Genomic DNA, 25,743 nt, shown 5'->3' on the forward strand with positions numbered 1-25,743 from the left:
GGGGCATTCGCCGTTGTGGCCAAGGCGTTTCAGCAAAGTCCACTAGCACGTCGGGGATGGCTGCGCCGGGACCCCGCGTGTCGTCTGCAACAACGTGCAATGGGGTTGTCGCGGCGGGTGTTCGCGGGATACAAATTGCCCGTCTCTACCGGTGCCGCGGGGGCCGCGCTGGTATCTCCGCCCCTTCCCCTGTTGGAGTCTGGATGCGCCGCGCCCGCGTTCTGCTGACGTCTGCCCTATTACTGTCCCTCCCCGCCTCACTCGGGATTCCCGCCACTGCACTTGCGCACCCACAACAGGCTGCGCAGGCCGCCGTACCGCAGGTGGTTCGTCCCCCGCTCGGTCCGCTGGCGCCGCCCGCGCCCGCGCGTGTGGTGAACGCGTCGACCACCGCCGCGGCGGCTGGAAAGCCGACCCGCGTGCGGGAGCTCGAGGAGCGGCGTACCGCGTCGTCCACGAGCTACCGGATGTCGGACGGGACGACGCAGGTCGAGCTGTCGACGGAACCCGTGCACTACAAGGATTCCAAGGGCAAATGGCAGGACATCGACACCAAGGTTACGGCCGGCACGGGTGACGATTCCTTCGAGAACGCGAAGAACAACTTCCGCACCCGGTTCGGCAAGTCGAGCGATCGGCTGCTGACGTTCGAGGCCGACGGTTCTTCGATCGGTCTGGGCGCAGCGGGTGAGAAGCGGGCACTGACGCCGGTGATGAAGGACTCGTCGGTGGCTTTTCCCGACGTATTCGGTACGGCGGACGTCCGGTACTACGTCTCGCGCACCGGTGTGAAGGAAGCCGTCCTACTGACGGCTCCCGCCGATGCCGCGGACGAGTACACGTTCGAGCTGCACACCAGCGGCCTGACCGCGAAGACGCAGCCGGATGGGTCGATCGGCTTCTTCAAGAAGAACGACGACGAGCGCCCGAAGTACGTCATCCCGGCGCCGAACATGTTCGACTCCTCGGCACAAAACCAGCTTGGCCAACCGGGCTACTCGGACAAGATCACCCAGACAATCAGCCAGCAGGGTGGCAAGACCCTCGTGACATTGAAGCCGGACCGGTCCTGGCTGGCCGCGAAGGAGCGGGTCTACCCGATCGTCGTCGACCCGACGATCGTCGTCGTGCCGGACCCGGACGCCGCTCAGGACACGTCGATCTCGCAGGCGAACGCGACCACACCGTACGGCTCGAACCCGACCGTGCTTGTCGGTGACGACGCGAGCCACAACACGTGGCGCGGTCTGCTGAAGTTCGACACGTCGATGATCCCTACAGGTACGACGATCCGCTCAGCTGATCTCAACGTGCACTACGGAGCCTCGTTCGGCTCGGACACGACAACACCGACCTTCGTTGCGGTCCGGGCGACACAGGACTGGTCGGAGTCGACCGCGACGTGGGCGTCGATGAACGCCGCGTGGGACCCGGCGTATGCCGACAACCGGGTGGTTGTGGACGACCAGGATCTGGCGTCGACGTCGTACGAGGGTGCGTGGAAGGAGTACGACAACGCCGCCGCTATCGGTGGCTCATTCTCCTTTGCGCCGAGCGGTACAACGGCAGACAGATTTACCTGGGATGCGCGGGTGCCCAGCGCTGGTGACTATCTGGTCGAGGGCTACTACTTCGCGGCTTCCTATCGTGGCAAGCCGGCAGTCTGGATCACCGGTTCTCCGGCGCCCGCCTTCGCAACGACCTGGAATCAGACGGTCGGTTCGGCGTCGGGTGGTTGGGCGCCGTTGAACCCGCAGAACCTGGTCCACACGGAGCCCGGCAAGACAGCGCGGGTGGTGATCCAGCGCGACACCTCGGCAATGACCACGCCGATCGCGGATGCGGTGCGCTGGACGGAGTTCTCGACACAGACGAAGGCCGCGGGCGACCGTGATGGTTGGCATTCGTTCGCGCTCGGTTCGCTCGTGCAGCAGTGGGTGAAGAACGAGGTACCCAACAACGGCGTGATGCTGAAACTGGCCGACGACATCACGGCGCCGCCGATCGGTGGCCTGTACTACACCGCGAGCGAAGACGCTCTCGGCGGAGAGACGGCGGCCCGGCCGAATCTGGTCGTCACCTACGACGAACCCGGTGTCACGCTGAACGCGCCGTCGACGATCAATGCTTCGGGTGCAGAACTGTCGTGGAGCAAGTACGACGATCCGACGCCGGCCGACGATGACGACCTGGTCGAATACCAGATCTTCCGCGGTTGCCGCATCCTGCCGGTCGGCGGTTGCACGGCGCCGGTCGGTGACTATTTCTCGACAACGGCCTCGACGGCGCTGACATTGGTCGGAACCGTCCCGCCCGAGGTGAGGTCGTTCACCGACACGACTGCGAAGCCGTCGAGCGCATCCGAGTCGGCGACGTACAGCTATTGGGTCGTGGCGCGGACGGTGGGTGACGGCACGTTCAACGGCAAGGCCGCGTCCAACGTGCAGACCGTGACGACGCCGCGCGAGGGCCGGATCATGCGCTCGTTCGGTGGCGACATTTCCGACACCACCCTGAGCAAGACCCTGCCGACGGTCAACCTGCAGCGTCCGGATGGCGGCACTGCCCAGGCCCCGAACACGCGGTACTGGGTGCAGGTAGGCAACAACCACCCGACGTACGGGGTCGAGCGCGGCGTGTTCGCGTTCGACACGCGCGCGATCAAGCAAGGCACGAAGGTCACCGACGCTCGTGTGGAGCTCTTTTCGAACTACGGCTCCGGCAGCGGTCGGGCCAACTTCGAGCTGTATGCGTTGACCCGGCCGTTCAAGGAGGACCAGGCGACGTGGAACAGATCCGAGTCGACGATCAACTGGACCACGCCAGGCGGCGACTACGACTCCACCAAGCCGCTGGGGTCGGTCCGTCCTGACGGCAACGCGCAGCGCTTGAAGTTCGCGTCAACCGCGATCACCTCGAATCTGGTCACGAGACTGCAGTCCTGGGTCGACGACCCGGCCAGCAACCACGGTCTGTTACTGAAGACCGAGAACGAGTCACCGGACGCGACGGGCCAGCAATTGGTGAGCATCACGAACGGCGAGTCCCCGGACACGCTGCTCCGTCCGCGGTTGTGGATCGAGTACCTGGCGAAGAACAACACCGACACCTACGAAGCTGACGAGATTCCTGAGCGGTTCGACCCGAACTCCGATGTCACTACTTCGGTAACGGTGTCCAACACGTCCAACGAGGTGTGGCCTGCGGATGCTCAGCTGTCGTATCGGTGGGCTCCGCCTAGCGAGATCCCGAACTGGGACGACATTACGGTGTCGAGCGAGCGGCGGTTTGCTCCCCTGGGCCGGGCACTGGCACCCGGAGAGTCAATGGTGCTGCAGTTGGAGGTCGTTGCTCCGATCAACTCCGACAGCGGCGCAAAGCGGCAGGCCTACGACTTGTATCTGGACCTGTGGACAGGCGGCGACTGGTATTCGAAGAACCACCGGCCCTCAACGAATCAAATCGCACCGAGCCAGGGATGCGCTGTCGTCATCTCGGGGCTGATGTGTGTCGACCGCTACGTCGAAGACCCGACGTCGGACCGGCTCGGTCTCGAGAAGTTCTTGTCGTACGCCGGCGAGGAGACCGGAGGCGGGTCGCAGGTTCTCACGAACCTGTACAACGGAAACGTCGTATGGTCGTACGACGCCATGTCGAACCCGTCGATCGGTCCGTCGGCATTCGTCAGGCTGGCGTACAACAGCCAGGACGGCGATTCGGTGTCCGGCTACGGGGTCTCTGTGCAGGCGGCCACATTGACACGGCTGGGTGCAGGTCTTTCAGTCGACAGCAACAACGTGGTCTCGTTCATCGACGGCGACGGTACGACGCACTACTACAGAGTCGACACGTCCAGCGCTCAGGAGATCACCTACACCCGTCCGGCAGGTGTCGCCCTGGAGCTGAAGCATGATGTCACCGCTCACGAGTTTGTCTTCAGTCGTCCAGACGGCACCCGCTTCTACTTCGACGAGAGCACCAAGCTGCAGACCTCGGTCGTTGATCGCAACGGCAACACGATGTCGTACCAGTACACCGCGGGCAAGCTGACTTCCGTCCGCGATTCGCTCGGACGGGCAGTCCTGACGCTGGATTACGACACCGGCTCCGGGCTGGTCAGCTGGATTCGTGACATCTCGGGACGAGCGCTCAAGTTCAGCTACAACTCGAAGCAACTGGTCAAGCTGGAGGACGGGGGCCCGTTCAACCCGCTGACCGAGGCGTTCGATGCGGACGCGGCGATCAAGACCTTTCAATTCGGCTACACGTCGACGAACACGAACGGCAAGTTGAGCTCGATCAAGGACCCACGCAACGCTCAGACAGGGGCGGACACCAAGATCGAGTACTACACGGCGACAGAAAACTCTAAGTGCACCGGCTGCGCCAAGCGGTACACCGATCGCCGTGGCAATGACACGACTTTCTCCTATACCGATCCGAATGTCTCACCGGCCAAAGATGTCGTGGCGACCGTCACCGATGTGAATGGTGCTACACCGTCGGTGACGACGTACAAGGTGGATGTGTTCGGCCGCACGACGAGCATCGTGGATGCGATCCAGAACGCCGTCGCTGCCCCGAAGGCAACGTTGCTTGCCTGGGACAAGGACCACAACGTGATCCGGTTGCAGGAGCCGAACGGCGCGGTGTCGACGTGGGAGTACGACCCGACGACCGGCTATCCGCTTGTCGTGAAAGATGCGATGGCAGTCAAGAACGGTCTTCCCGGTGTCGTGCTGACCTATGAGCCGTTGATCAGCGGCGCGACCGGCGCGCCCATGTCTGTACTGACATCGAAGAAGAGCGCCGCCGGCCGCATGAACACGTTCACCTATGACGCGAACGGCAACGTCAAGACGGTGATGAACGGCCTCGGGTTCGGGCCGACGTACACCTACAACGAAGACGGGACACTCGCGACGGCCACCGACGCGCGGGGCAACGTGACCGAGTACAACACGTACGATGCGAGCGGCTATCCGACCAAGATCACCGATCCGTTACTCAACCCGACGGCGTTCACCTACGACGCCCGCGGCAACGTGACCCGCGTCGCCGAGGACTTGGTGGGCACGGTGTACCAGCGGGAGACCATTTCGGAGTATGACACGTTCGGCCGGCCGACCAAGATCACCAAGCCATACGACGGCGCGGTGGTGCGGACGTCGGCGACCGACTACGACCTGAACGACAACGTCACGAAGCAGACCGCGCCGAACGGGGCGCAGTCAGTGTCGACGTTCGATGCCGCAGACAACTTGTTGACCAAGACACTGCCGGACAACAACACGACCGGCCGGCAACTCGCCTACACCTACGACGTACTTGGCAGGAAGGTCACCGAGACCGCGCCGAAGGGTGTCGCGACCACGACCGACCCGAACGACTTCGTCACCAAGTACACCTACGACCCGATCGGCCAGGTGCTGAAGGTCGAGACCCCGTTCATCGACTCAGCTGGGGTTGCGCAGAACCCGACTACTACCTTCGAGTACGACGAGGTCGGCAATCAGACAGCCGTGCTCGATCCGCTGCGGAACGCGTCGCCGGCGACCGACTACACGACCCAGACGGTCTATGACCTGAACCATCGCCCGACCGCTGTCACCGACGCCGCGGGTTACACCTCCAAGACGGTGTACGACGCTGACGGGCTGGTCACGTCGGAGGTCAACCAAACCGGTAACACGAAGACGACCAAGTACGACGAGGCCGGCCAGCCGATCGAGGTGTCGGTGCCGCACACGCCGATCGGCGGACACCAGAAGCAGCGTGTCACGAAACTGACCTACGACCAGGTCGGCAACGTCACACGCCAGACCCGGCCGGCAGATGTTGACGATCCGACCCGGCCCGAGCTGTACTCGGAAACCGTCTACGACAAGAACAACCGGCCGATCCAGAACAAGTCTGCGTTCGACCCGGCGACGACGTCGTCGTACAAGGCGCCCTCGAGCACGTTCATCCAGTACTACCCGACCGGTGAGATCAAGGCGCAGTCCGAGCCGACATTCACGGCGACGGCGCCGCCGGCCGCGCAGTGGACGAACTTCACCTATTACGGTTCCGGCGACATCAAGACCTCAACGGATCCGTGGCAGATCACGGCGACCTACGGCTACAACCAGCTGGGTCAGCAGACCGACCGCACGCTGACTGTGCCAGGTGACGACGCGAAGCGGGCCCAGGCCTGGGCCTACTACGCCGACGGTGCGTTGCAGGCTCGTTCCGACACCGCCGCGCAGCAGCCGGTCGACATCGTCGACAACGCCGACACCTGGCAGGCAACCTCGACCGGTACGTGGGCGACCGTGTCTGGTGGCACGAACACGCAGGGCGCCAACTACCGCACCCACGCGGCTGCGGCGGTTGGTACGCCGGAGGCCAACGACACGTTCAACTGGCGGGTATTGCCCGATGTGGCGGGAGCGTTCGACGTGTACGCGTCCTGCCCGGTCGCCACGGGTGCGACGACGGCCGCGACGTACACGATCAACCACTCCGACGGCGCGGCCACGAAGACGGTCGATCAAAAGGCTTGCACTGCGGCCACACCGTGGATCAACCTGGGCAACTACTCGTTCCCGAACGGTGTCGCGAAGACGATCACGCTGAAGCCCTCGGCGACCGGCGTCGTGAGCGCGGACGCCATCAAGCTGGTCTCTACCAGTCCGGCCGAGACCCGGTCGTTCACCTACACCTACGACCTGAACAGCCAGCAGACCGAGGTCAAGGACACCAATCCGAACGCCCCGGCCGACACCTTCAAGGTCACCTCCGACGGTCTGGGCCGTACGACGCAGGTGCAGGAATTGAAGGCCGGCACGAGGAAGTCGACGACTGACTACACCTACGACCTCGACTCCAATGTGTTGTCGACCAACGCCCAGCGCGACGCGGACACGAGCACCGGGACCCCCGCGGTGGGGCGATACACCGGCTACACGTGGGATGTCCGGAACCTGGTCGCCACGGTCAAGGCGGGTGCGTCGCCGGCCGGGCCGCTCGACACGTGGTCCTACACCTACGACGGGCGTGGCCTGCAGTCCACGATCACGAAGCCGAACGGGAACCTCGCGACCTTCACCTATCACGAGGACGGCCTGCCCCGGATCCAGACCGAGAAGACCAAGCTCGGCCAACTGGTCTCGTCGCATTCGCTGTACTACAACGCCGACGGTGACCGCTCTTTGGACGTCGAGAAGGTTCTGAAGGCGAATTCGTCGGTCTACTTGGATCAGGCCTCGAAGTACACCTACACCCCGTCCCGACAACTGGCCACGGTGACCAAGACCGGCGTGGAGAAGGGTGACAGCGAGTCGTACGAGTACGACGCGGCCGGAAACACCATCGAGCAGGTCATCGGCGCGACGACGTCGACGATGACCTACGACCGCAACCGGCTGGTCAAGACCGTCGGCGGCACGACCCTCAACTACCGTTACGACCCGTTCGGCCGCTCCGCCACAGTGGATGCCGGCACGCAGGTCGTGGAGCAGAGTGCCTACGACGGCTACGACCGCCTGGTCCGCCAACAGAAGTTCGACACCGCCGGCAACCCGACCTACACCCGCAACCAGACCTACGACGCCTTCGACCGCGTCACCAACCAGTCCGAAAAGGTCGGCGCAGCAGCGTCAATCTCCACCCGCTACACCTTCGTCGGCCTAGCCGACCAGGTAGCAATCGAGGAGGAGAAGGACAGCAACGGCATCTGGAAGACTTCCAAGTCGTACGCCTATGGAGCCGGCGGCGAGAACCTGTCCCTGATCGACTCCCCAGTCAACGGCACCACCTCGAAGAAGTCGTTCTACGGCACCAACCCCCACGGCGACGTCGAAACGTTGACCGACGCCACCACCGGCGCCACCACGTCGACATACCGCTACACCGCCTACGGCCAACCGGACAAGATCGGTACCACCGGCGACGATGAGATCAAGGACAACGACCCAGCCGCAAACGCCGATATTGTCAACCCGTACCGCTTCAACTCCAGCCGCTACGACGGCGCCACCGGCACGTACGACATGGGCTTCCGCGAGTACAACCCCGGCCTGAACCGCTTCCTCACCCGCGACATGTTCAACGGCGCCTTGCAAGACATCGCGCTTGGCACCGACCCGTGGAACGCGAACAGGTACATGTTCGGCGGCGGCAACCCCATCAGCCGCATCGAGAACGGCGGCCACATCAACGAGTCGCTGGCCTCGGGCGGAGGCCGCGCGCCTGACCCTGTGGTCATCACCATCGGCGGCCGCGAGGTGACCGCGCAGGACACCAGCGACTTCAAGCCGGCATACGAAGCGACAAAGTCGAAACTCATCGGTGACGAAGGCGGCCAAGGGCATGAGGCGATAGTCGGCTGCAACAACTTGGACACCTGGAAAGTCGAAGGCGGCAAGGACACGCTTTGCGCCTGGTCCGACACGGTGTTCTCCAGACGCTTCGGCGAGGAACTGTGTCAGCAGCCAGGAATCCGATGCGGTCCCTACACCCCGACTGGCACCATGGGAGTGCCCCTTGGCCATGACGGCGGAGGTGCTCGCCTCAGCGGCGGGCCGGAGATGCCGACCGGCAGTCGTGCCACAGGTGGTGGTTGTTTCCGTAGCTTCAGTGGCGAAACATTGGTTGAGATGGGCGACGGTACACGCAAGCCCATCTCCCAGGTGAAGGTCGGCGACGAGGTTCTGGCCACCGACCCCGAGACCGGTGAACGCGGCCCGCGAAAAGTCACCCATCTTTGGATCCACACCGACACCCTGCTCGTCCTCGAGACGGACAGCGGTGCGCTGACAACAACTGAGGACCACCCGTTCTGGAATGCGACTGACCTCGAGTTCCAACAAGCCGACCAACTGGACGCAGGCGATGAGCTTCTGACGCCCGACGGCCGCCAGGTTCGCGTCAAGGGCATCCGCCACGCCTCACAACGTGTGGCGACCGCCTACAACGTGACCGTCGATGACCTCCACACGTACTATGTGCTCGCGGGGGAGATGCCGGTCCTCGTTCACAACGTCGACTGCCGCAGCGGGAAATTGTCAGATCCGCTCCCGCAGGGATTGTCGCGGAAGTTCGTCTCTGCGTACGACGCAATCAGGGCAGGGAGAGGTGAGCCACAGACTGATCCCGCTACCGGACTACAAAAGGTTTTTGAAGGGCGGCGGCCTCACGAGAGGCGCTGGGCTGGAGCACTGGAATTTCGGGTGCCGGGCACTCAGGGTGACAGTTCACGTATTCTAATGAAGACCCTGCCCGATGGCCGGACGGTCATGGGATGGACGACCGACCACTACAGCACGATTAATCCCTTCAGTGCGCCTCACTTCCCTGACGCTGGGTGGTAGTGGATAGAAGCGAATACGACGGAGACTCATAAGGGGAGTGAATGGTTCCTTGGATTCTCCGTTTAGGATCTGGGTGTCGGCAGCAGAGAGGCTTGAGATGAGTCGAGGAAACTCCACTGTTCCGTTGTACCACCTTGTTGAAGAGGGCTCTGGAAGAGTAATTGTTGCGGCGCAGGAAATCGATGGGTTCTTTGTCGGTTCGAATGACGCGGTACCAGAGGACGTCATAATATTCGGTGTGGCGCGAGAGTCTGTTCATATCGGGAAGGATCTTTCCGATATGGAATTGCGTGTGGTCAACTCGGCTGGCGAGGCGATTGGCTCGTACTACATCGGACGCGTAATGCTGCGGTCCGCATTCGAGGTCAGAGACGTCGGAGGCTCGAGTGGGTTCGTTGCGAGCTTCTATGGCCTTACCTGTCCGTACCCTACGGCGGGCAGTATTTGGCGCCGGTGGGCTTCGGGGGTTCCTATCTCCAAGGGGGAATGGGCTGAATATCCGATGGAATCGCATGGTGACTGGCTCCATGTCGTTCAGAACTCCTGGTTTGAGACAGGACACGCGGCAAAAAAGTACGGGGCCACGGAAATTGCCGTGATCGACGGAAGGGAGATATTTGGCGAAAGTAGCTTCTATTGCGCGCTCGGGGAATCAATTAATGGCCCGGGCGGATACTTCGGATCCAATCTTGACGCACTTGCCGAATGCCTTGCATTTTCTCGAGGTGAGGGTGCTCCGTTCGAGTTGGTATGGCAATATTCTCTCGATGCGCAGAAGAGAATGGGTGCTGCGTTAGTGGAATCTGTTTTAGATGTCATGAGTGAATTCGGCGTGGGTGTCGCGATCAGATAGTGGCGAGCGGATTGTGGCGTCTCCAGTGCAGATATCAAGCCCGCCGAGGCGTCACCGGGAGGTGTTCGGGGATGGTTCGGACGTGGCGATCCTGTCAGATATCTCGGCCTTGAACGGCGAATACGCCGCCGTGCTATTCGGCACAGGCTCCGGACTCAGCCCCGACTTTGCGAACGCCAGTTCCACTCAGCAGTGACCCGATCGAGTCACTGGGTGGTGGCGGACAGTGCAAGAGCAATATTCGCAGCTTTTGGCATCTGGGTTGGAGCGCGATCCGGAGTAGACCTCTGTCATACTCCGGGCGACTGTGATTCCGGGATCTGGTGGGGGTGTTGGGTTCGTGCGTGCTGGTGAGTTGGTGCGGTGTGGGCTCCCGGCTGTGTTGGTGGCTGGGTCTTTGGTGGCGTTGAGTGGGTCCTCAGGATCCGCGGCTGAGCCTGGCCTGCAGCGGGCGGCGTTTTCGCGGCACGACACGGGCAAGCCTGAGTTCGAGCCCAACGCTGTGATGGTCAAGTTCAAGGAGAAGGCCACCGCGTCGGCACGTCGGGCTGCTGCCTCGAAGGTTGGGGCGACTGCGGCGGACGAGGCCGGTGACGACATTGTCAAGCTGAAGGGCAAGTTGGCCGCCCCTGAGCTGCTGAAGAAGGTGAAGGCTGATCCGGCGGTTGAGTTGGCCTCGTTGAGCTACAACAGACGGGTCGCGGCCGTGCCGAATGATCCGTACTACGGCTCGCTTCAGCAGGCCTACCTCAACACGGTCCGGGTCCCGCAGGCCTGGGATGTGTCGAAGTCGACCGGCAGCCAGCTCGTCGCGGTGCTCGACACGGGCGTCGACGCCGGCCATCCGGATCTGGCAGGTCGGCTCGTCGCCGGGTACAACGCGACCTCGACCACCCGGCCGAACCCGGTGGACGACAACGGGCACGGGACGATGGTGACCGGGATCATCGCCGCGAACACCAACAACGGCGTCGGCGTCGCGAGTGTCGGCTGGAGCGCGAAGGCGATGCCGGTGAAGGTCGCCGGGGCCAATGGGATCGCCAACGATCTCGACATCGTCGAAGGCATCGACTGGGCGATCATGCACGGCGCGACCGTCCTGAACCTTTCGCTCGCGAGCCCGGGCGACAACCCCGTGCTGCGCGACGCGATCAAGCGGGCCATCGCCAAGGGCGTCGTCGTGGTCGCGGCTGCCGGCAACGACGGCAGCGCCGTGCTGCAGTACCCGGCGGCCTACCCGGAGGTCATCGCGGTTGGCGCCACCAACGCCGGCGGTGTCCTTACCGACTTCAGTTCGTACGGCGACTGGGTCGACGTCGCCGCGCCGGGCTGGGACGTCGTCAGCACCAACCTTCGAACCTCGAGCCAGTACGCCTACTGCAGCGGCACCTCCTGCTCAGCACCGATCGTCGCCAGCGTGGCCGCGCTGGTGAAGAACAAGTACCCGACGCTCACCCCGGCGCAGGTCGAGGCCAAGCTCAAGTCGGTTGCCCGCGACGCCGGTCCGCGCGGGAACGACCCGTACTACGGCGCCGGCATCCTCGACGCGTACGCCGCGCTCGGCGGCCGCTGGGCCCCGGACTTCCCGATGAACTCGATCGACCTCAACGACACCCCTGAGCGCGCGATCCCGCTGTCCGACGAGATCAGTACGACGATCAGCACCGAGGGCGAGACCGACTGGTACGAGGTGGTGTCGGCGGCGCCCCGCAACCTCAAGGTCACGCTGACCGGCCCCGAGTTCAACGGCGACAAGTACACGGTCAACTTCGGTCCGCGGATCGACGTCTACGACACCGATCTGAAGTCACTGAGCTCCGCCGAGAACCCCTTCCCCGCCAACGGAACGTGGGGTCCGCTGACGGCAACGGCCGAGGTCAGCGTGGGCACCGGCAGCACGTTCATCGCCGTACGCAACGCCAACGGCTCCCGCGACACCCGGCCGTACGAGCTCACCGTCGAGGAGACCGGCGCAGGCGGTACGAACCCGACCGCCGACTACCCCGTGCGGGAGGTCCAGCCGCCTGACCTGGCGAGCGGGCAGGCGCTGGACACTCACCCGGCCGTCACGTTCGCCCGCGCGGTCGTTGCCACCAGCGTGAACTCGACGACAGTCCGCCTCGTGCACGGCAGGACGGGTACGACGGTCGCCGCCAGCGTCACGTACGACGCCGAGACCAAGCAGGCGGTCCTCACACCGACCAGCCCGCTCCTGGACAACACCCCGTACCGGATCGTCGTCAAGGGCGTCGAGGAGGCCGGTGGGACGGATCTGGCGCCGTTCAGCAGCGTGTTCTCGACGCTGGATATGGCGCCGCCGAAGCTGACCTTCGACGCCGCAGGCGCCTATCTCGCCGCCAACCTCACCTGGCAGATCCCAGCGCTCCCCGATCTGGACGAGGTGGTCGTTCGGCGGAACGCGGGCAGCCAGGTCCCGACGCTGACCACCGGCACGCTGGTCTACGCGGGCACGGCGACCGGCGTGAAGAACACCGGCCTCGCGCAAGGCACGACGTACACCTATGCCGCCTGGGTCAAGGACCGCGGCGGGAAGGTGAGCCCGGTCGCGGTCAGCCAGCTGCTGGGGATGAAGACCACGATCGGCGCGACCGCGGCGCTCGTGAACTACGGTGGCACGATCACGGTGAGCGGGAGCACGCTGCGGATCGACAACAAGGTGTACGCCGGGCTGCCGGTCAACCTGTACGTACGGCCGAAGAACTCGACGACGTTCAAGCTGCTCGCGGCGCTGAAGACGTCCTCGACCGGCACAGTCAGCTACGCGTACAAGCCACTGGTGTCGTCGGTGTTCATGATGACGTTCCCCGGCAACACGGACCTGATGGGCACCCGGAGCGTCGACCTCACGGTGCAGGTCGCGCCGACGATCTCGGCGACCTTGTCACCGGCAACCATCCGGCTGGGAGGGGTGACCAAGTTCAGCGGGTACGTCGCTCCCGCGCACTACGGGAAACTGGTCTACCTGCAGCAGTATTCGAACCGGGCGTGGAAGTCGATCGCCTCGGTCAAGCTGAGCACCACGGGCGCGTACGCGTTCGGCATCAAGCCGGCCGTGCGCGGCCAGATCGTCTACCGGGTGTGGTTCCCGGCCGACGCCGACCATGCCCAGGCGTTCTCGGCGAACAAGATTCTGACCGTCAGCTGAGACGGATCAGCCGGTGCGGATTGCAACAAGCTGCAATCCGCACCGTGCGGATATAACGTTCGAATAGCCCTACTTGCGCGTACCGATTGGTATAGCCCACAGTTCCTCTCTGTGGGGAACTTGAAGAGACTGAAACCAAACCGTCGGCAAGTCTTGATGGCGGGGGCTGCGGCAGCGGTTGCGGGGGTGGCGACAGCGGAGTCGGCCAGCGCCGCCGACCTCTACGGCTCCGGTGAGCTGGGGGACTGGACGATTCTCAGCCGCTCGATCTCGACGACGGCGACGATCACCTATGTCCGTGACCACGACGGCGTGTTCATGTTCGGCGACAGCATCGCCGTCCAGGACGGCAAGGCGTTGGCCACAAAACTCCTGAACCGCGGCATCAGCCTCGCGGTCCACAACTGGTCGGGGCGGCCGACCAGGCCCGCCGTCGACGCGCTCGAGAACTGGGCGATCAAGTACGGCCTGCCGCGGCGGATCCTGATGGCGACCGGAACCAACGACATCTTCAACCCGCCGGTGTTCGCCGCTCAGGTGGACCGCACGATGAAGATCGTCGGCTCGAACCGCACCGTGATCTGGGTCAACACCCAGATCTCCCGCACCGCCAAGTCCGCCGCCATCCAGGTCGCCGACCAGCGCAACAGCGCCTGGATCAACTCCCAGATCCACGACGCCGACAAGAAGTACGCCAACCTCCGCATCGTCCGCTGGGCCGAATTCCTGGCAACCCAGCCGTCGAAGATGTCCCAGTACCTCCGCGAAGGCGTTCACACCACCGTCCCAACGGGCCAGGACGCCCGCAACGAACTGATGACCCAGGCCATCCTCGCTGTCTGAGCTGGGGTCGGGATGACCAGTTGGAAGCCCGTCGTCTATCGAGGCGACGGAGCATGGATCGGGATCATGTCCGACGGACTGATCGGGGTCGGGGTTGAGTCGGAGGGTCGGGCTTCGCTTGTCGGGTCCGGGTTCGTCCCGATGTGGCCCTACCTCGAGCGGGATCTCTCCAGTGTCTTGGCCGAGATTGCCGGTCACTGGCCGGATCTCCGCGGGGGTGGAATCTCGACTCCCGAGAGGCTCCTCGAGTTGACGGTCGCATCGGCGTGGAGGTCCGGTCGTTCGTACTGGATGCAACTCGCCGCACCGTGGGCAATCGAGATGTCCGACCGGGAATGCTTCGAGCGTGAAACCGTCCAAGAGCTTCTGCGGGACATGGCGAGTTCCGAGGTCTGTCGCCGGCCGTGCGAGCCCGCGTAAAGGGGCTGTCAGCCGAGGAAGGCTCGGAGTAGGGCTTCAGTGCCGGATAGGTGTTCTTGCATGGAGCGGCGGGCGGCTTCGGGGTCGTTGGTGAGGATTGCGGTGACTATCGCCTCGTGTTGTTGATTGGAGTGTTGGAGGTTGGGTTCCAGAAGGGGGATGGCGTCCAGGAGTTCGTTGAGGCGCATGCGGACGTCGGCCATTGCGGAGGTTAGGGATGGAGAGCCCGTCACCTCGGCTATGGCTAGGTGTAGGCGCGAGTCCAGGCGGCGGTAGTCCGTGAGGGTGGCGGCGTTTGTGTCGGTCAGGCAGCGTTGTAGGTGGTCTCGCTCGGCGGGCGTCAGGGCGCGGGCGGCGGCGGCTTCGGCGGCGCCGGTTTCCAGGACTTGGCGGAGGGTCAGGGCGTCGTCCAGGCCGGCGGCCAGGTCGCGGGCGAGGCGTTTGGCCGTCGTACGGCGGGGTTTGGGGAGGTGCTCGTTGACGAACGTGCCGCCGTACCGGCCGCGGCGGGACTCCACGTAGCCGGCTTCGGTGAGGGCGTGGATGGCCTCGCGGAGGGTGACTCGGCTGACGTTCAGGCGGGCGGCGAGTTCGCGCTCGGGCGGGAGGCGGTCGCCGGGCACGACGACGCCGAGCTTGATTGCCTGCAGCAACCGCTCGACCGTCTCCTCGAACGGGTTCCCGGCCCGCACGGGCCGGAACACCGCGTCATCTGCCTGAACGACCATGCCTCCAGCCTACGGCTGAACCCCGCCTGAGCCCGGAACCGTCAACCTTGCGACGGCTGCACCGCCGGAGATGTGGGGACCGCGGCGTACGCCGTCCCCCGTTTGCTGGGTAGACGTCGCAGATGCGGGGTTGGCGACCGGGATATCGGTCGCCGACCCTGACTCTCAGACGCCTGCCCACCAGATGCCGGCCGCCGGCCGTAGATCGGGGTCACGTAGGTGTCGGAGATGCCGGACTGCGCGGTACGCCGTCCCCCGGTCTCCTGGGTGGACGTCCGAGATGCAGGGTTGGCCATCGGCATAACGGCTGCCAACCCTGACTTTCGGACGCCTACCCACCAGATGCCGGCCGCCGGGTTCAGGCCGGGGTTACGTAGGCGCCGGAGATGCCGCCGTCGACCAGGAAGGTGTTGGCGGTGATGAAGGAGGAGTCGTCGCTGGCAAGGAAGGCGACCGCGGCGGCGATCTCCTCTGGTTCGCCGAAGCGGCCCATGGGGACGTGGACGAGGCGGCGTTGGGCTCGTTCGGGGTCTTTGGCGAAGAGTTCGGTGAGGAGGGGAGTGTTGACCGGGCCGGGGCAGAGGGCGTTGACGCGGATGCCCTGGCGGGCGAATTCGACGCCCAGTTCGCGGCTCATGGCGAGGACACCGCCCTTGGAGGCGGAGTAGGAGATCTGGGAGGTTGCTGCGCCCATGATCGCGACGAAGGACGCTGTGTTGATGATGGAGCCGCGGCCCTGGCGTTGCATGTAGGGGATGGCGGCTTTGCAGCAGAGGTAGACCGAGGTCAGGTTGACCTCCTGGACCTTGCGCCACGCGTCCAGGCCGGTGTCCAGGATGGACGCGTCGTCGGGCGGCGAGATGCCCGCGTTGTTGAACGCGATGTCGACCGCGCCGTACGTGTCGAAGGCCTGCTTGAACAGGTTGTCGACCGCGGCCGGGTCGGTGACGTCGGTCGGCACGAACAACCCGCCGATCTCGTCCGCCGCGTCCTTCCCCGCAGCCGGGTCGAGGTCGCCGATCACGACGTGCGCGCCCTCCGCCGCGAGCCGCCGTACCGTGGCCAGGCCGATGCCGCTCGCCCCACCCGTGACGACAGCGACCCTGCCTTCGAGCCGGTGTGCCTTGACGTCCATCTCAGTCCTCCGTGCTGATGAAGATGTTCTTGGTCTCGGTGAACGCGGCCAGCGCGTCCGCTCCGAGCTCCCGGCCGAGGCCGGACTGCTTGTAACCGCCGAACGGTGTCGAGTAGCGAACCGACGAGTTCGAGTTGATCGACAGGTTTCCGGCCTCAACGCCGCGGCCGACCCGGAGCGCGCGCCCGACGTCACGGGTCCAGATCGAGCCGGACAGGCCGTACTCGCTGTCGTTCGCGATCCGCAGCGCGTCCGCCTCGTCCTCGAACGGGATCACCGCGACCACCGGCCCGAAGATCTCCTCGCGGACAGCGCGTTCGGAAGCCGGTGCCAGGACGGTGGGCGGGAACCAGTACCCAGGCCCGCCCGGCGCCGTCCCCTGAAACGCGGGGTTCTCGACGTACGACGCGACGCGCTCCAGCTGCCCGGCCGAGATCAGCGGTCCCATCTCGGTCGCCGGATCGCTTGGATCGCCAACCCTGAAGCGCTTCACGGCGGGCTCGAGCAGCTCCAGGAACCGGTCGTACGCCGACCGCTCGACGAGGATCCTGCTGCGTGCACAGCAGTCCTGACCGGCGTTGTCGAACACGCCGTACGGCGCTTGGGCGGCCGCCTTCTCGAGGTCGGCGTCGGCGAAGACGATGTTCGCGGACTTGCCGCCCAGCTCGAGCGTCAGGCGCTTCACCTGGTCCGCGCAGCCGGCCATGATCTGCTTGCCGACCGTGGTGGAGCCGGTGAAGACGATTTTCCGGACCGCGGAATGCGTGACGAAACGGTTTCCGACAACGGTTCCCTTACCGGGCACGACTTCCAGGACGCCGGGCGGCAGGCCGGCCTCCGAAGCGAGTTCGCCGAGGCGCAGAGCGGTCAGTGGTGTGAGCTCGGCGGGCTTCAGGACAACGGTGTTTCCGGCCGCCAGCGCGGGCGCGAAGCCCCAGCCCGCGATCGGCATCGGAAAGTTCCACGGAACGATCACGCCGACCACGCCCAGCGGTTCCTGGAAGGTGACGTCGATGCCGCCGGCAACCGGAATCTGCTTTCCGAAAAGGCGTTCCGGGGCGGCCGAGTAGTACGTGAGGACGTCGCGGACGTTTCCGGCTTCCCAGCGGGCGTTTCCGATCGTGTGTCCGGCGTTCTCGACCTCCAGCGCGGCCAGATTCTCCAGATCGGCGTCCACTGCGTCGGCGAACCGCCGCAGCAGCCGCCCGCGATCGGCAGGCGTCACGTTGCGCCAGGTCTCGAAGGCCCGAGCGGCACGTTCGATCGCCGCGTCGGCTTCCGCCTCCGAAGCGAGAGAGATCGTCCGGATCACTTTCTCGGTGGCTGGGTTGATCACGTCATACGTCATGAGGCCTCCCGGCCTGGACTGGGGAGTTGAGCGAGCAGCGCGCCCGGGGCGAGGAAACGGCGGAGGTCACAGCCGCGATCTGGAGATGTGTCACGTGCCGCTCCTGGTCGAGGCGGTGAACAGGCGGAGGTCGCAGCCGGCGACGTGGGGGCATGTCACGTGCTGCTCTTGATCAGGGCGGTGAACAGGCGGAGGTCGTCGGGGGTTTCCTCGGGGTGCCATTGGACGCCGAGCGCGAACGTGTGGCCTTCCACCTCGGCTGCCTCGATGGTGCCGTCGTCTGCGCGGGCGGTGACCTTCAGGCCGGAGGCTACGGTGTCGATCGCCTGATGGTGGTAGCAGCTGCCCAGAGCGCTTTCGCCGAGGATGCCCGCGGTCAGCGTGCCGGGCTCGGTCTTCGCCTCGACAGCACCGAAGACTGCAGGCGACGGCCGGTGCTCGTCGTGGGCGACGAGGTCGGGCAGGTGCTGGTGCAGCGTTCCGCCGAGTGTCACGTTGAGCATCTGCAGGCCGCGGCAGATCGCGAGCAGCGGCAGGTCGCGGTCCAGCGCGGCTTGGATCAGGACGGCTTCGTGCTGGTCCCGGTCGACGCGGGTGTCGACGGTTTCCGGATGCGGCACGGCGGCGTACGACGACGGGTCGACATCGCACCCACCGGCGATGATCAGACCGTCCAGCACGTCGAGCACCGAGGGATCGGTGCCCACCGGCGGCAGGAGCAGCGGCACCCCTCCAGCCGCTACGACCGCATCGAGATACACCTGTGGGACCAGCGCGGCCGACCGCTGCCAGATACCCCAGGAAGCGGGCTCCAGGTACGTCGTGATGCCGATGCGCGGCCTAGAGGCGTTCGAAGCCACGGACTCGTTCCCAATCGGTGACGGCCGCGTCGTAGGCGGCGAGTTCGACGCGGGCGGCATTGGTGTAGTGGTCGACCATTTCGTCGCCGAAGGCGGTGCGGGCGAGTTTCGAGCCGGTGAAGAGGGCGGCGGCTTCGCGGAGGGTGGCTGGGACGTGTTCCTTGTCGGCGGACTCGTACGCGTTGCCCTCCAGCAGCGGCTCGAGTTCCAACTCCTGCTCGATGCCGTGCAGGCCGGAGGCGATGATCGCGGCGACGGCGAGGTACGGGTTCACGTCGCCGCCGGGCAGCCGGTTCTCGACCCGCAGGGAATCGCCGTGACCGACCACGCGCAGCGAGCAGGTGCGGTTGTCGAGACCCCAAGCGACGGCGGTCGGCGCGAAGCTCCCGCGGACGAAACGCTTGTAGGAGTTGATGTTCGGCGCCAGCAGATACGTGAACTCGGACAAGCAGGCGAGCTGGCCCGCGATGAAATGCTCCATCAACCGCGAGAAACCATGAGCACCGTCGCCCGCGAGCACCGGCGAGCCGTCGTCACCCCGGAAGCTCAGGTGGATGTGGCACGAGTTGCCCTCGCGTTCGTCGTACTTCGCCATGAACGTCAGGCTCTTGCCGTGCTTGGCCGCGATCTCCTTCGCGCCGGTCTTGTAGATCGAGTGGTTGTCGCACGTGACCAGCGCCTCGTCGTACCGGAAAGCGATTTCGTGCTGGCCGAGGTTGCACTCGCCCTTCGCGGACTCGACGTACAGGCCGGCGCCGGTCATCCCGTTGCGGATGTCGCGCAGCAGCGGCTCGATCCGGGACGTGCCGACGAGCGAGTAGTCGACGTTGTACTGGTTGGACGGCGTGAGGTCGCGGTACCGCTTGTTCCACGCGGTTTCGTACGTGTCGTCGAAGACGATGAACTCGAGCTCGGTCCCGACGTACGCCTTCAGGCCGCGCTCGGCCAGCCGGTCGAGCTGCGCGCGCAGCACCTGCCGCGGCGAGGCGATCACCGGCGTACCATCCAGCCACTGCACGTCGCACAGCACCAGTGCGGTGCCCTCCAGCCACGGCACCAGACGGAGCGTGTCGAGGTCCGGCGCCATCACCATGTCGCCGTACCCGCGCTCCCAGGACGACATCGCGTACCCGTCCACGGTGTTCATGTCGACGTCGACCGCGAGCAGGTAGTTGCATCCCTCGGTGCCGTGCTTCAGCACCTCCTCCAGGAAATACCGTGCACCGCAACGTTTTCCTTGAAGGCGCCCCTGCATGTCCGTGATCGCCACCAGCACGGTGTCGACCTCACCGGCGTCGACCAGCCTCCGTAAATCCTCCACGCTCAACACGGCACACTCCCGGAGTCTATTGGTCTGTCCCTGAACCATTGACTCAGTCCCACGCGGCGATGTCAATGCGCGCCGTTTCCCTTGACACGTCCGGAACCCGGTGCCTCAATGAGCTAAAGGTCTGGGGGGAGACCATTGAGCCGCAGTGCTGAGGAGGCCCAGTGAGCAACGACCGCACCGAGTCCGCCCCGATGACCGACGACGAGTTACGCCTGCATCAGCTGGGATACGCGCAGGAGCTGTCCCGGACGATGTCCGGGTTCTCGAACTTCGCGGTGTCCTTCACGATCATCTCGATCCTGTCCGGCTGCCTGACCCTGTACGGGTTCGGGATGAACACCGGCGGCCCGGTGATGATCGTCTGGGGCTGGCCGATCGTCGGCCTGATGACGTTGTTCGTGGGCCTCGCGATGGCGGAGGTCTGCTCGAGCTACCCGACCGCCGGCGGCCTGTACTACTGGGCCGCGAAACTCGCCCCGTCGAACGGCGCCGCCTGGTCCTGGTTCACCGGGTGGTTCAACTTCCTCGGCCAGGTCGCGGTGACGGCCGGTATCGACTTCGGCGCGGCGTTCTTCCTGAACGCGTTCCTCGATCTGCAGTTCGGCTTCAGTGCCACCCCGGGCCACACGATCCTGCTGTTCGGGATCATCCTGCTGGTGCACGGACTGCTGAACTCGTTCGGCGTGAAGCTGGTCGCCAGGCTCAACGACATCAGCGTCTGGTGGCACATCGTCGGCGTGCTGTTCATCGTCGGCGCGCTCGTGTTCGTCCCGGACAAGCACCAGTCGGCGTCGTTCGTGTTCGGCCACTTCGTCAACAACACCGGCTGGGGCTCCACCTTTTACGTCGCGCTGCTCGGCCTGCTGCTCGCGCAGTACACGTTTACCGGGTATGACGCCTCGGCGCACATGACCGAGGAGACGCACGACGCGGCCCGCTCGGGCCCGCGCGGGATCGTGATGTCGATCCTGGTGTCGCTGGCCGCCGGGTGGGTGCTGCTGATCGGGCTGACGTTCGCGATCCAGAGCTACGACGGCGCGCTCAGCGGCGACACCGGCGTACCGCCGGCGCAGATCTTCATCGACGCGGTCGGCATGGTCACCGGGAAGATCCTGCTGCTAGTCGTGATCGGCGCGCAGTTGTTCTGCGGGATGTCGTCGGTGACGGCGAACTCGCGGATGATCTACGCGTTCTCCCGCGACGGCGCGCTGCCCGGGTCGAAGTTCTGGCACAAGATCAACCACCGCACCCGGACGCCGACCAACGCGATCTGGCTTGCCGCGGGCGGGGCATTCGTGCTCGGCCTGCCGTACCTGTGGAACGCCACCGCGTACGCCGCCGTCACGTCGATCGCGGTCATCGGCCTCTACATCGCCTACGTCCTACCCACCTTGCTGCGGCTGCTGCAGGGTGACCGCTTCCAGCCGGGCCCGTGGAACCTCGGCCGCTGGAGCCGGCCGATCGGCATCGTCGCGATCGTCTGGGTCGCGTTCATCACGATCCTGTTCATGCTGCCGCAGGTCAGCCCGGTCACCGGTAGCACGTTCAACTACACGCCGGTCGCGGTCCTCGTCGTGCTTGGCTTCGCGGCGGCGTACTGGTTCCTGTCCGCCCGCCGCTGGTTCACCGGCCCCAAGGTCCAGGGCACCGAGGAGGAACTCGCCGCGATCGAACGCGACCTCGAATCCATCTGACGTCCACGCTCTTTGGGCCCCCACCAACCGTTCTCGCAGGGGTGAAACGGTTGGTGGGGGCCCAAAGTCGTCGAAAGACCATCCGGTGCCCCGGCACGATCGTGCCGTGCTGACTGCTCGGAACCGGGCAGCAATGGGTGTCAGGATGGTGGCCAGCATCTTTCCTCATGTGACACTCGCCGTGTCGAACACCGATCGACTGTGATAATCGGCGAAGGTAATCCTTCGAGGAGTTGTATTGACTGACGACGAGCTGGTCGGGCGAGAGGGACTGGTCGAGCGTGCCACCAAGCAGCTCGAGACCAGCGGCAGTGTGCTGCTCTACGGCCCGACCGGTATCGGCAAGTCGGCCCTGGCCCGGGCGCTGGTCGCGGAGCGTGTTCGTCGGGGTTGCCGGATCCTCAGCGCGGCACCGTCCAACGCCGAGGCCGGCCTGCCGTACGTTACGCTCCTCGACCTGCTCTCCCACCAGCTCGATTTCGCCTGGCAGGTGCTCCCGGACCACCTTCGGCAGCCGCTCGAGGTGGCGCTGCTGAAGGCGAGCGCGCCGGACACGGTCCGTGACGAGCTGGCCGTGCGCCTGGCCGTCCTGCACGTCCTCCGACGGCTCGCCACGACCGGCCCGGTGCTGATCGTCGTCGACGACATCCAGTGGGTGGATCCGTCGAGCCTCGAGGTGCTCACGTTCTGCGCCCGGCGGCTGACCGAAGGGGTGCACCTGCTCGCCACCGAGCAGGTCGCCGACGGCGATCTGCCGGTGATGGCCGACGCGTGCCCGGAGCCCGTCCTGCAGCTCGAGGTTCCGCCGCTCACCGAGCCCGACGTGCTCGGCCTGCTCCGACAGCGGCTGTCCAGCCCGCTCCCGGTTCGTACGGCCCGGCGGATCTTCACCGCGAGCGCCGGCAACCCGTTCATGGCCCTCGAGCTCGGTCGCGCCGTACTGCGGCATCCGAAGAGCGTCTCGCCCAACGACCCGCTGCCGGTCTCCAGCCGCCTGAAGACCCTGCTCGGCGAACGTCTCGCCACGCTATCCGCCGGCACGCACGAGCTGCTCCTGCACGCCGCCTCGTCGCCGCGCCCGACCACGACCCAGCTCGCGGCGTCGCTCGACCGCCCGATCGACGCGGACCTGGCCGAGGCCGAGACGCTCGGCCTGATCGACATCTCCGCCGAGCGGCTCCGGTTCACCCATCCGCTGCTCCGCGAGTTCGTGTACGCCGAGGCCACGTCGGCCGCCCGCCGCCAGGCCCACGCCCAGCTCGCCGCCGCGGTGGACGAACCGGTCGAGAACGCGACCCACCGCGCCCTCGCCACCCAGGAGGCCGACGCGGCACTGGCTGCGGCGATCGAGGAAGCCGCCACCGTCGCCGCCGGACGTGGAGCGCCCGGTGCCGCCGCGACGCTGTGGCGTCTGAGTGCGGACCGTACGCCGTGCACGCAGCCGGACGAGCGTGCCCGGCGGCTCACCCGCGCGGCCGACGACGCGGCCGCCGCCGGTCATCTGGCGGAGTCGGCCGACATGGCGCGTCTCGCCGTACAGACCGCGACCCTGCCGGCGATCAAGGTGCCGGCGCTGCTGCTCTGCGCGGACGCCGTCTGGCCGGAGCGGGACCGGCGCGTCGAGCTGCTCGCGGAGGCATTCGAGGCGGCCGCGGGGGACAAGCGGCTCGAGGCCCGGGTACGGATCGAGCGCAGCCACAGCCACTACTTCGACCGCAGCCTCGACGACGCGCAGGAGGACGCTCGGATCGCCGAGGCGCTGGCGCGCGAGGCCGGTGACACCGAGGCGATCGTCGACGCGCTCAGCGCCGCCAGTTCGGTGCTGATCGCCCGGGACGCCGAAGAGTCCGCGGACGCCGTACTGCAGCAGGCCGCCGACCTCGCCAAGGGCCTGCCGCTCACCAAGGCCACGGTGAACGCGCGCCAGATGGCCGCGATGCAGGAGCTGTTCCGCGGCCGGACGGCCGAGGCGATCACCGGGATCACCGCGCTGGCCGACGAGGTCCGCGACCACGGCGCGATGCGCTGGCTGGCTTCGGTCCTGATCTCGGCGACGGCGATCTACGAGCGCAGCGGCCGGGGCGCGGACGCGCTCGCCGCCGGGCACGAGTGCTACCAGCTGATGCGCGACATCGGCGACGAGGCGGAGGTCGGTCTGATCATCGCCAGCCGCGCCGAGTGGGCGGGCGGTACGGCGGCCATGGGCCGCGAGCTCGCCGACGCCGCGCTGGACGAGGTCCGCCGGATCGGGAACGACGAGTGGACCGGCCCCGCGCTGGCCAGTCTCGGGATGCTCGGCGTGCTGACCGGCGACCCACAGCGGGCCGTGGAGGCGTTCGACGCGATCGCGGAGTCGGGTGAGGCGGCGATGCCGTGGGACCCGGCGGTGATCCCGTGGCACGCCGACTACGCCGAGGCCCTGGTCGCCGCCGGCCGACTCGACGACGCGGCCACGCTGATCGCCGAGATCCGCACCCGCGCCGAGAACCTGGACCGCGGCGTCGTCAAGCTCGGCCTGGATCGCGCCGAGGCGCTGCTGATCGCCAAGCAGGGCGACCCGGCCGCGGCGCTGGAGCTGCTGGAGAAGGCCGTCGGTACGGCGGGAGACCGGGTCTACCCGCTCGATCTCGCGCGCTGCGAGCTGACCCGCGGCCGGATCGCGCGGCAGGCGCGGCGCCGCTCGGTGGCCCGTACCGCCTTCCTGGACGCGATCGAGCAGTTCGAGTCGTACGGCGCACCCGCCTGGCGCGAGGTCGCCGAGACCGAGCTCGCCCGCCTCGACGTACCGAGCCGCAGCCGGCAGCCGTCGGAGCTGACCGACAACGAGCAGCAGATCGTCTCGATGGTCCGCGACGGCTCCACCAACCGGGAGATCGCCGCGGCGTTGTACCTGTCGGTGAAGGCAGTCGAGTCGCAGTTGACCCGCCTGTACCGCCGCTTCGGCGTGGCCAACCGGACCCAGCTGCTCCGGATGGTCGACCGTCCGAGTCAGAATGGCTGAGTGAAACTCGAACGGAAACACGCCGTTGTCCTGCTCGCGATCGCGGCCTGGAACGTCATCACCTATGTGCGCTTCATCAAGGCGCTCGTCGACACCGAGGACCGCCCGACCGGCTACTACGTCGCGCACACGATCCTGATCGTCGTGAACCTGCTGATCGCGGCGCTGCTCGGCACCTGGGGTGTCCGCGCCTACAAGGCGGCTAAGGCCCCGCAAAGCTCGTCGGTGTGACCCCGAGCACCTTCTTGAAGTGCCGGTTCAGGTGCGACTGGTCGTAGAAGCCGGCCAGCGTCGCCACCTCGGCGGCCGGGTGCCCGTCCAGCAGGTACCGCCGCGCGAGGTCGACCCGCCGCCCGGTCAGGTACCGGTGCGGCGGCATCCCGAACTCGCGGCTGAACGCCCGCACCAGGTGCGCCGGGTGCGCATGCACGATCCGGGCGGCGTCCTCCAGCGTGAGGCCGTCCGCGACATGGGCGTCCAGCAGATCCCGCAGCCGGCCCGCCACGCCGGCGTCCCGTAGCGGCCCGACGCGTCCGCTACCCGGCTCTCCGACCTGGCGCGTGAGGTGCTGCTGGATGCGCTCCTCGATCAACGTCAGGCGGCTCTGGGCCTCCAGGTCCTCGCGTCCGTCACTGAGCACTCGATGCAACTGGTGGATCCGGTGCCGCAGGAGCGCGTCGACGTACTCGGGCTGGTCGACCGCCGCACCGATCAGGTCGGTGCCGCCGAGCCGGTCCGGCGCCAGGTACAGAACACGTTTTCGGAAACCGCCCGGAAACACCGACCGCCCGTCGTGCGGAACGTGCGGCGGCAACAGCGAGACCTGTGCCTGCGCGAGCCCGTGCTCATGCCGATCGAGGTCGTACCGGACCGCGCCCTCGTCGACGATCAGCACCGTCCACGCGTCGTGCGTGTGGCTCGGGTACGCATGCGACGGGAAATAGGCGTGCAGCACCTCGACGACGCCAGGCAGGCCGGGTCGCCACGCCCGGACCTCGGCGCGACCGCTCAT

The 25,743-nt window shown here is 66.2% G+C and carries 14 protein-coding genes; 8 read left to right on the forward strand and 6 right to left on the reverse strand.

Annotated features, from left to right (window positions below):
• Window positions 1–323 precede the first annotated feature (323 nt).
• The 5 genes from ABZX12_RS23540 (at window position 324) to ABZX12_RS23560 (ending at window position 14,635) form a co-directional block, all read left to right on the forward strand.
• On the forward strand, window positions 324–9,353 hold the full coding sequence (locus ABZX12_RS23540; RefSeq protein ID WP_355696258.1) for a DNRLRE domain-containing protein: 9,030 nt from the start codon (window positions 324–326) through the stop codon (window positions 9,351–9,353).
• A 73-nt stretch (window positions 9,354–9,426) separates the two neighbouring features.
• Entirely contained in the window at window positions 9,427–10,206 is a 780-nt protein-coding gene (locus ABZX12_RS23545; RefSeq protein WP_355696259.1) for a barstar family protein, read from the forward strand.
• Window positions 10,207–10,711: 505 nt separating this feature from the next.
• Window positions 10,712–13,372, forward strand: a complete 2,661-nt coding sequence (locus ABZX12_RS23550) for a S8 family serine peptidase (protein WP_355696260.1) — start codon at window positions 10,712–10,714, stop codon at window positions 13,370–13,372.
• A gap of 186 nt (window positions 13,373–13,558) precedes the next feature.
• Window positions 13,559–14,215: a hypothetical protein gene (locus ABZX12_RS23555; protein WP_355696262.1), complete on the forward strand. Its 657-nt coding sequence runs from the start codon at window positions 13,559–13,561 to the stop codon at window positions 14,213–14,215.
• A gap of 66 nt (window positions 14,216–14,281) precedes the next feature.
• Entirely contained in the window at window positions 14,282–14,635 is a 354-nt protein-coding gene (locus ABZX12_RS23560) for a hypothetical protein (RefSeq protein WP_355696264.1), read from the forward strand.
• An 8-nt stretch (window positions 14,636–14,643) separates the two neighbouring features.
• On the opposite strand, the gene ABZX12_RS23565 is transcribed toward ABZX12_RS23560, so the two are convergent.
• From ABZX12_RS23565 to ABZX12_RS23585, 5 genes are all read right to left on the reverse strand, one after another.
• Window positions 14,644–15,363, reverse strand: a complete 720-nt coding sequence (locus ABZX12_RS23565) for an FCD domain-containing protein (protein ID WP_355696265.1) — start codon at window positions 15,361–15,363, stop codon at window positions 14,644–14,646.
• Window positions 15,364–15,721: 358 nt separating this feature from the next.
• Window positions 15,722–16,498, reverse strand: coding sequence for a 3-oxoacyl-ACP reductase (locus ABZX12_RS23570; protein ID WP_355696267.1), 777 nt, complete (start codon window positions 16,496–16,498; stop codon window positions 15,722–15,724).
• Window position 16,499: 1 nt separating this feature from the next.
• The gene (locus tag ABZX12_RS23575; RefSeq protein ID WP_355696269.1) at window positions 16,500–17,846 is read right to left on the reverse strand and encodes an aldehyde dehydrogenase family protein; all 1,347 of its coding nucleotides are present in this window, start codon (window positions 17,844–17,846) and stop codon (window positions 16,500–16,502) included.
• Between the two features lie 155 nt (window positions 17,847–18,001).
• Entirely contained in the window at window positions 18,002–18,706 is a 705-nt protein-coding gene (locus ABZX12_RS23580) for a gamma-glutamyl-gamma-aminobutyrate hydrolase family protein (RefSeq protein WP_355696271.1), read from the reverse strand.
• Window positions 18,687–20,027, reverse strand: coding sequence for a glutamine synthetase family protein (locus ABZX12_RS23585; protein WP_355696273.1), 1,341 nt, complete (start codon window positions 20,025–20,027; stop codon window positions 18,687–18,689). The genes ABZX12_RS23580 and ABZX12_RS23585 overlap by 20 nt, the downstream gene beginning before the upstream one ends.
• A gap of 170 nt (window positions 20,028–20,197) precedes the next feature.
• On the opposite strand from ABZX12_RS23585, the gene ABZX12_RS23590 reads away from it, so the two are divergent.
• From ABZX12_RS23590 to ABZX12_RS23600, 3 genes are all read left to right on the forward strand, one after another.
• Window positions 20,198–21,730 (forward strand): amino acid permease, encoded by a 1,533-nt coding sequence (locus ABZX12_RS23590; protein ID WP_355696274.1) that lies wholly within the window; start codon window positions 20,198–20,200, stop codon window positions 21,728–21,730.
• Between the two features lie 238 nt (window positions 21,731–21,968).
• Window positions 21,969–24,731, forward strand: coding sequence for an AAA family ATPase (locus ABZX12_RS23595; RefSeq protein WP_355696276.1), 2,763 nt, complete (start codon window positions 21,969–21,971; stop codon window positions 24,729–24,731).
• Window positions 24,732–24,962 (forward strand): hypothetical protein, encoded by a 231-nt coding sequence (locus ABZX12_RS23600; RefSeq protein ID WP_355696278.1) that lies wholly within the window; start codon window positions 24,732–24,734, stop codon window positions 24,960–24,962.
• Here ABZX12_RS23600 and ABZX12_RS23605 read toward each other — a convergent pair.
• Window positions 24,934–25,743, reverse strand: a complete 810-nt coding sequence (locus tag ABZX12_RS23605; RefSeq protein WP_355696280.1) for an AraC family transcriptional regulator — start codon at window positions 25,741–25,743, stop codon at window positions 24,934–24,936. The genes ABZX12_RS23600 and ABZX12_RS23605 overlap by 29 nt on opposite strands.

It is taken from the genome of Kribbella sp. NPDC003505, from assembly GCF_040610875.1.
Taxonomy (GTDB): domain Bacteria; phylum Actinomycetota; class Actinomycetes; order Propionibacteriales; family Kribbellaceae; genus Kribbella.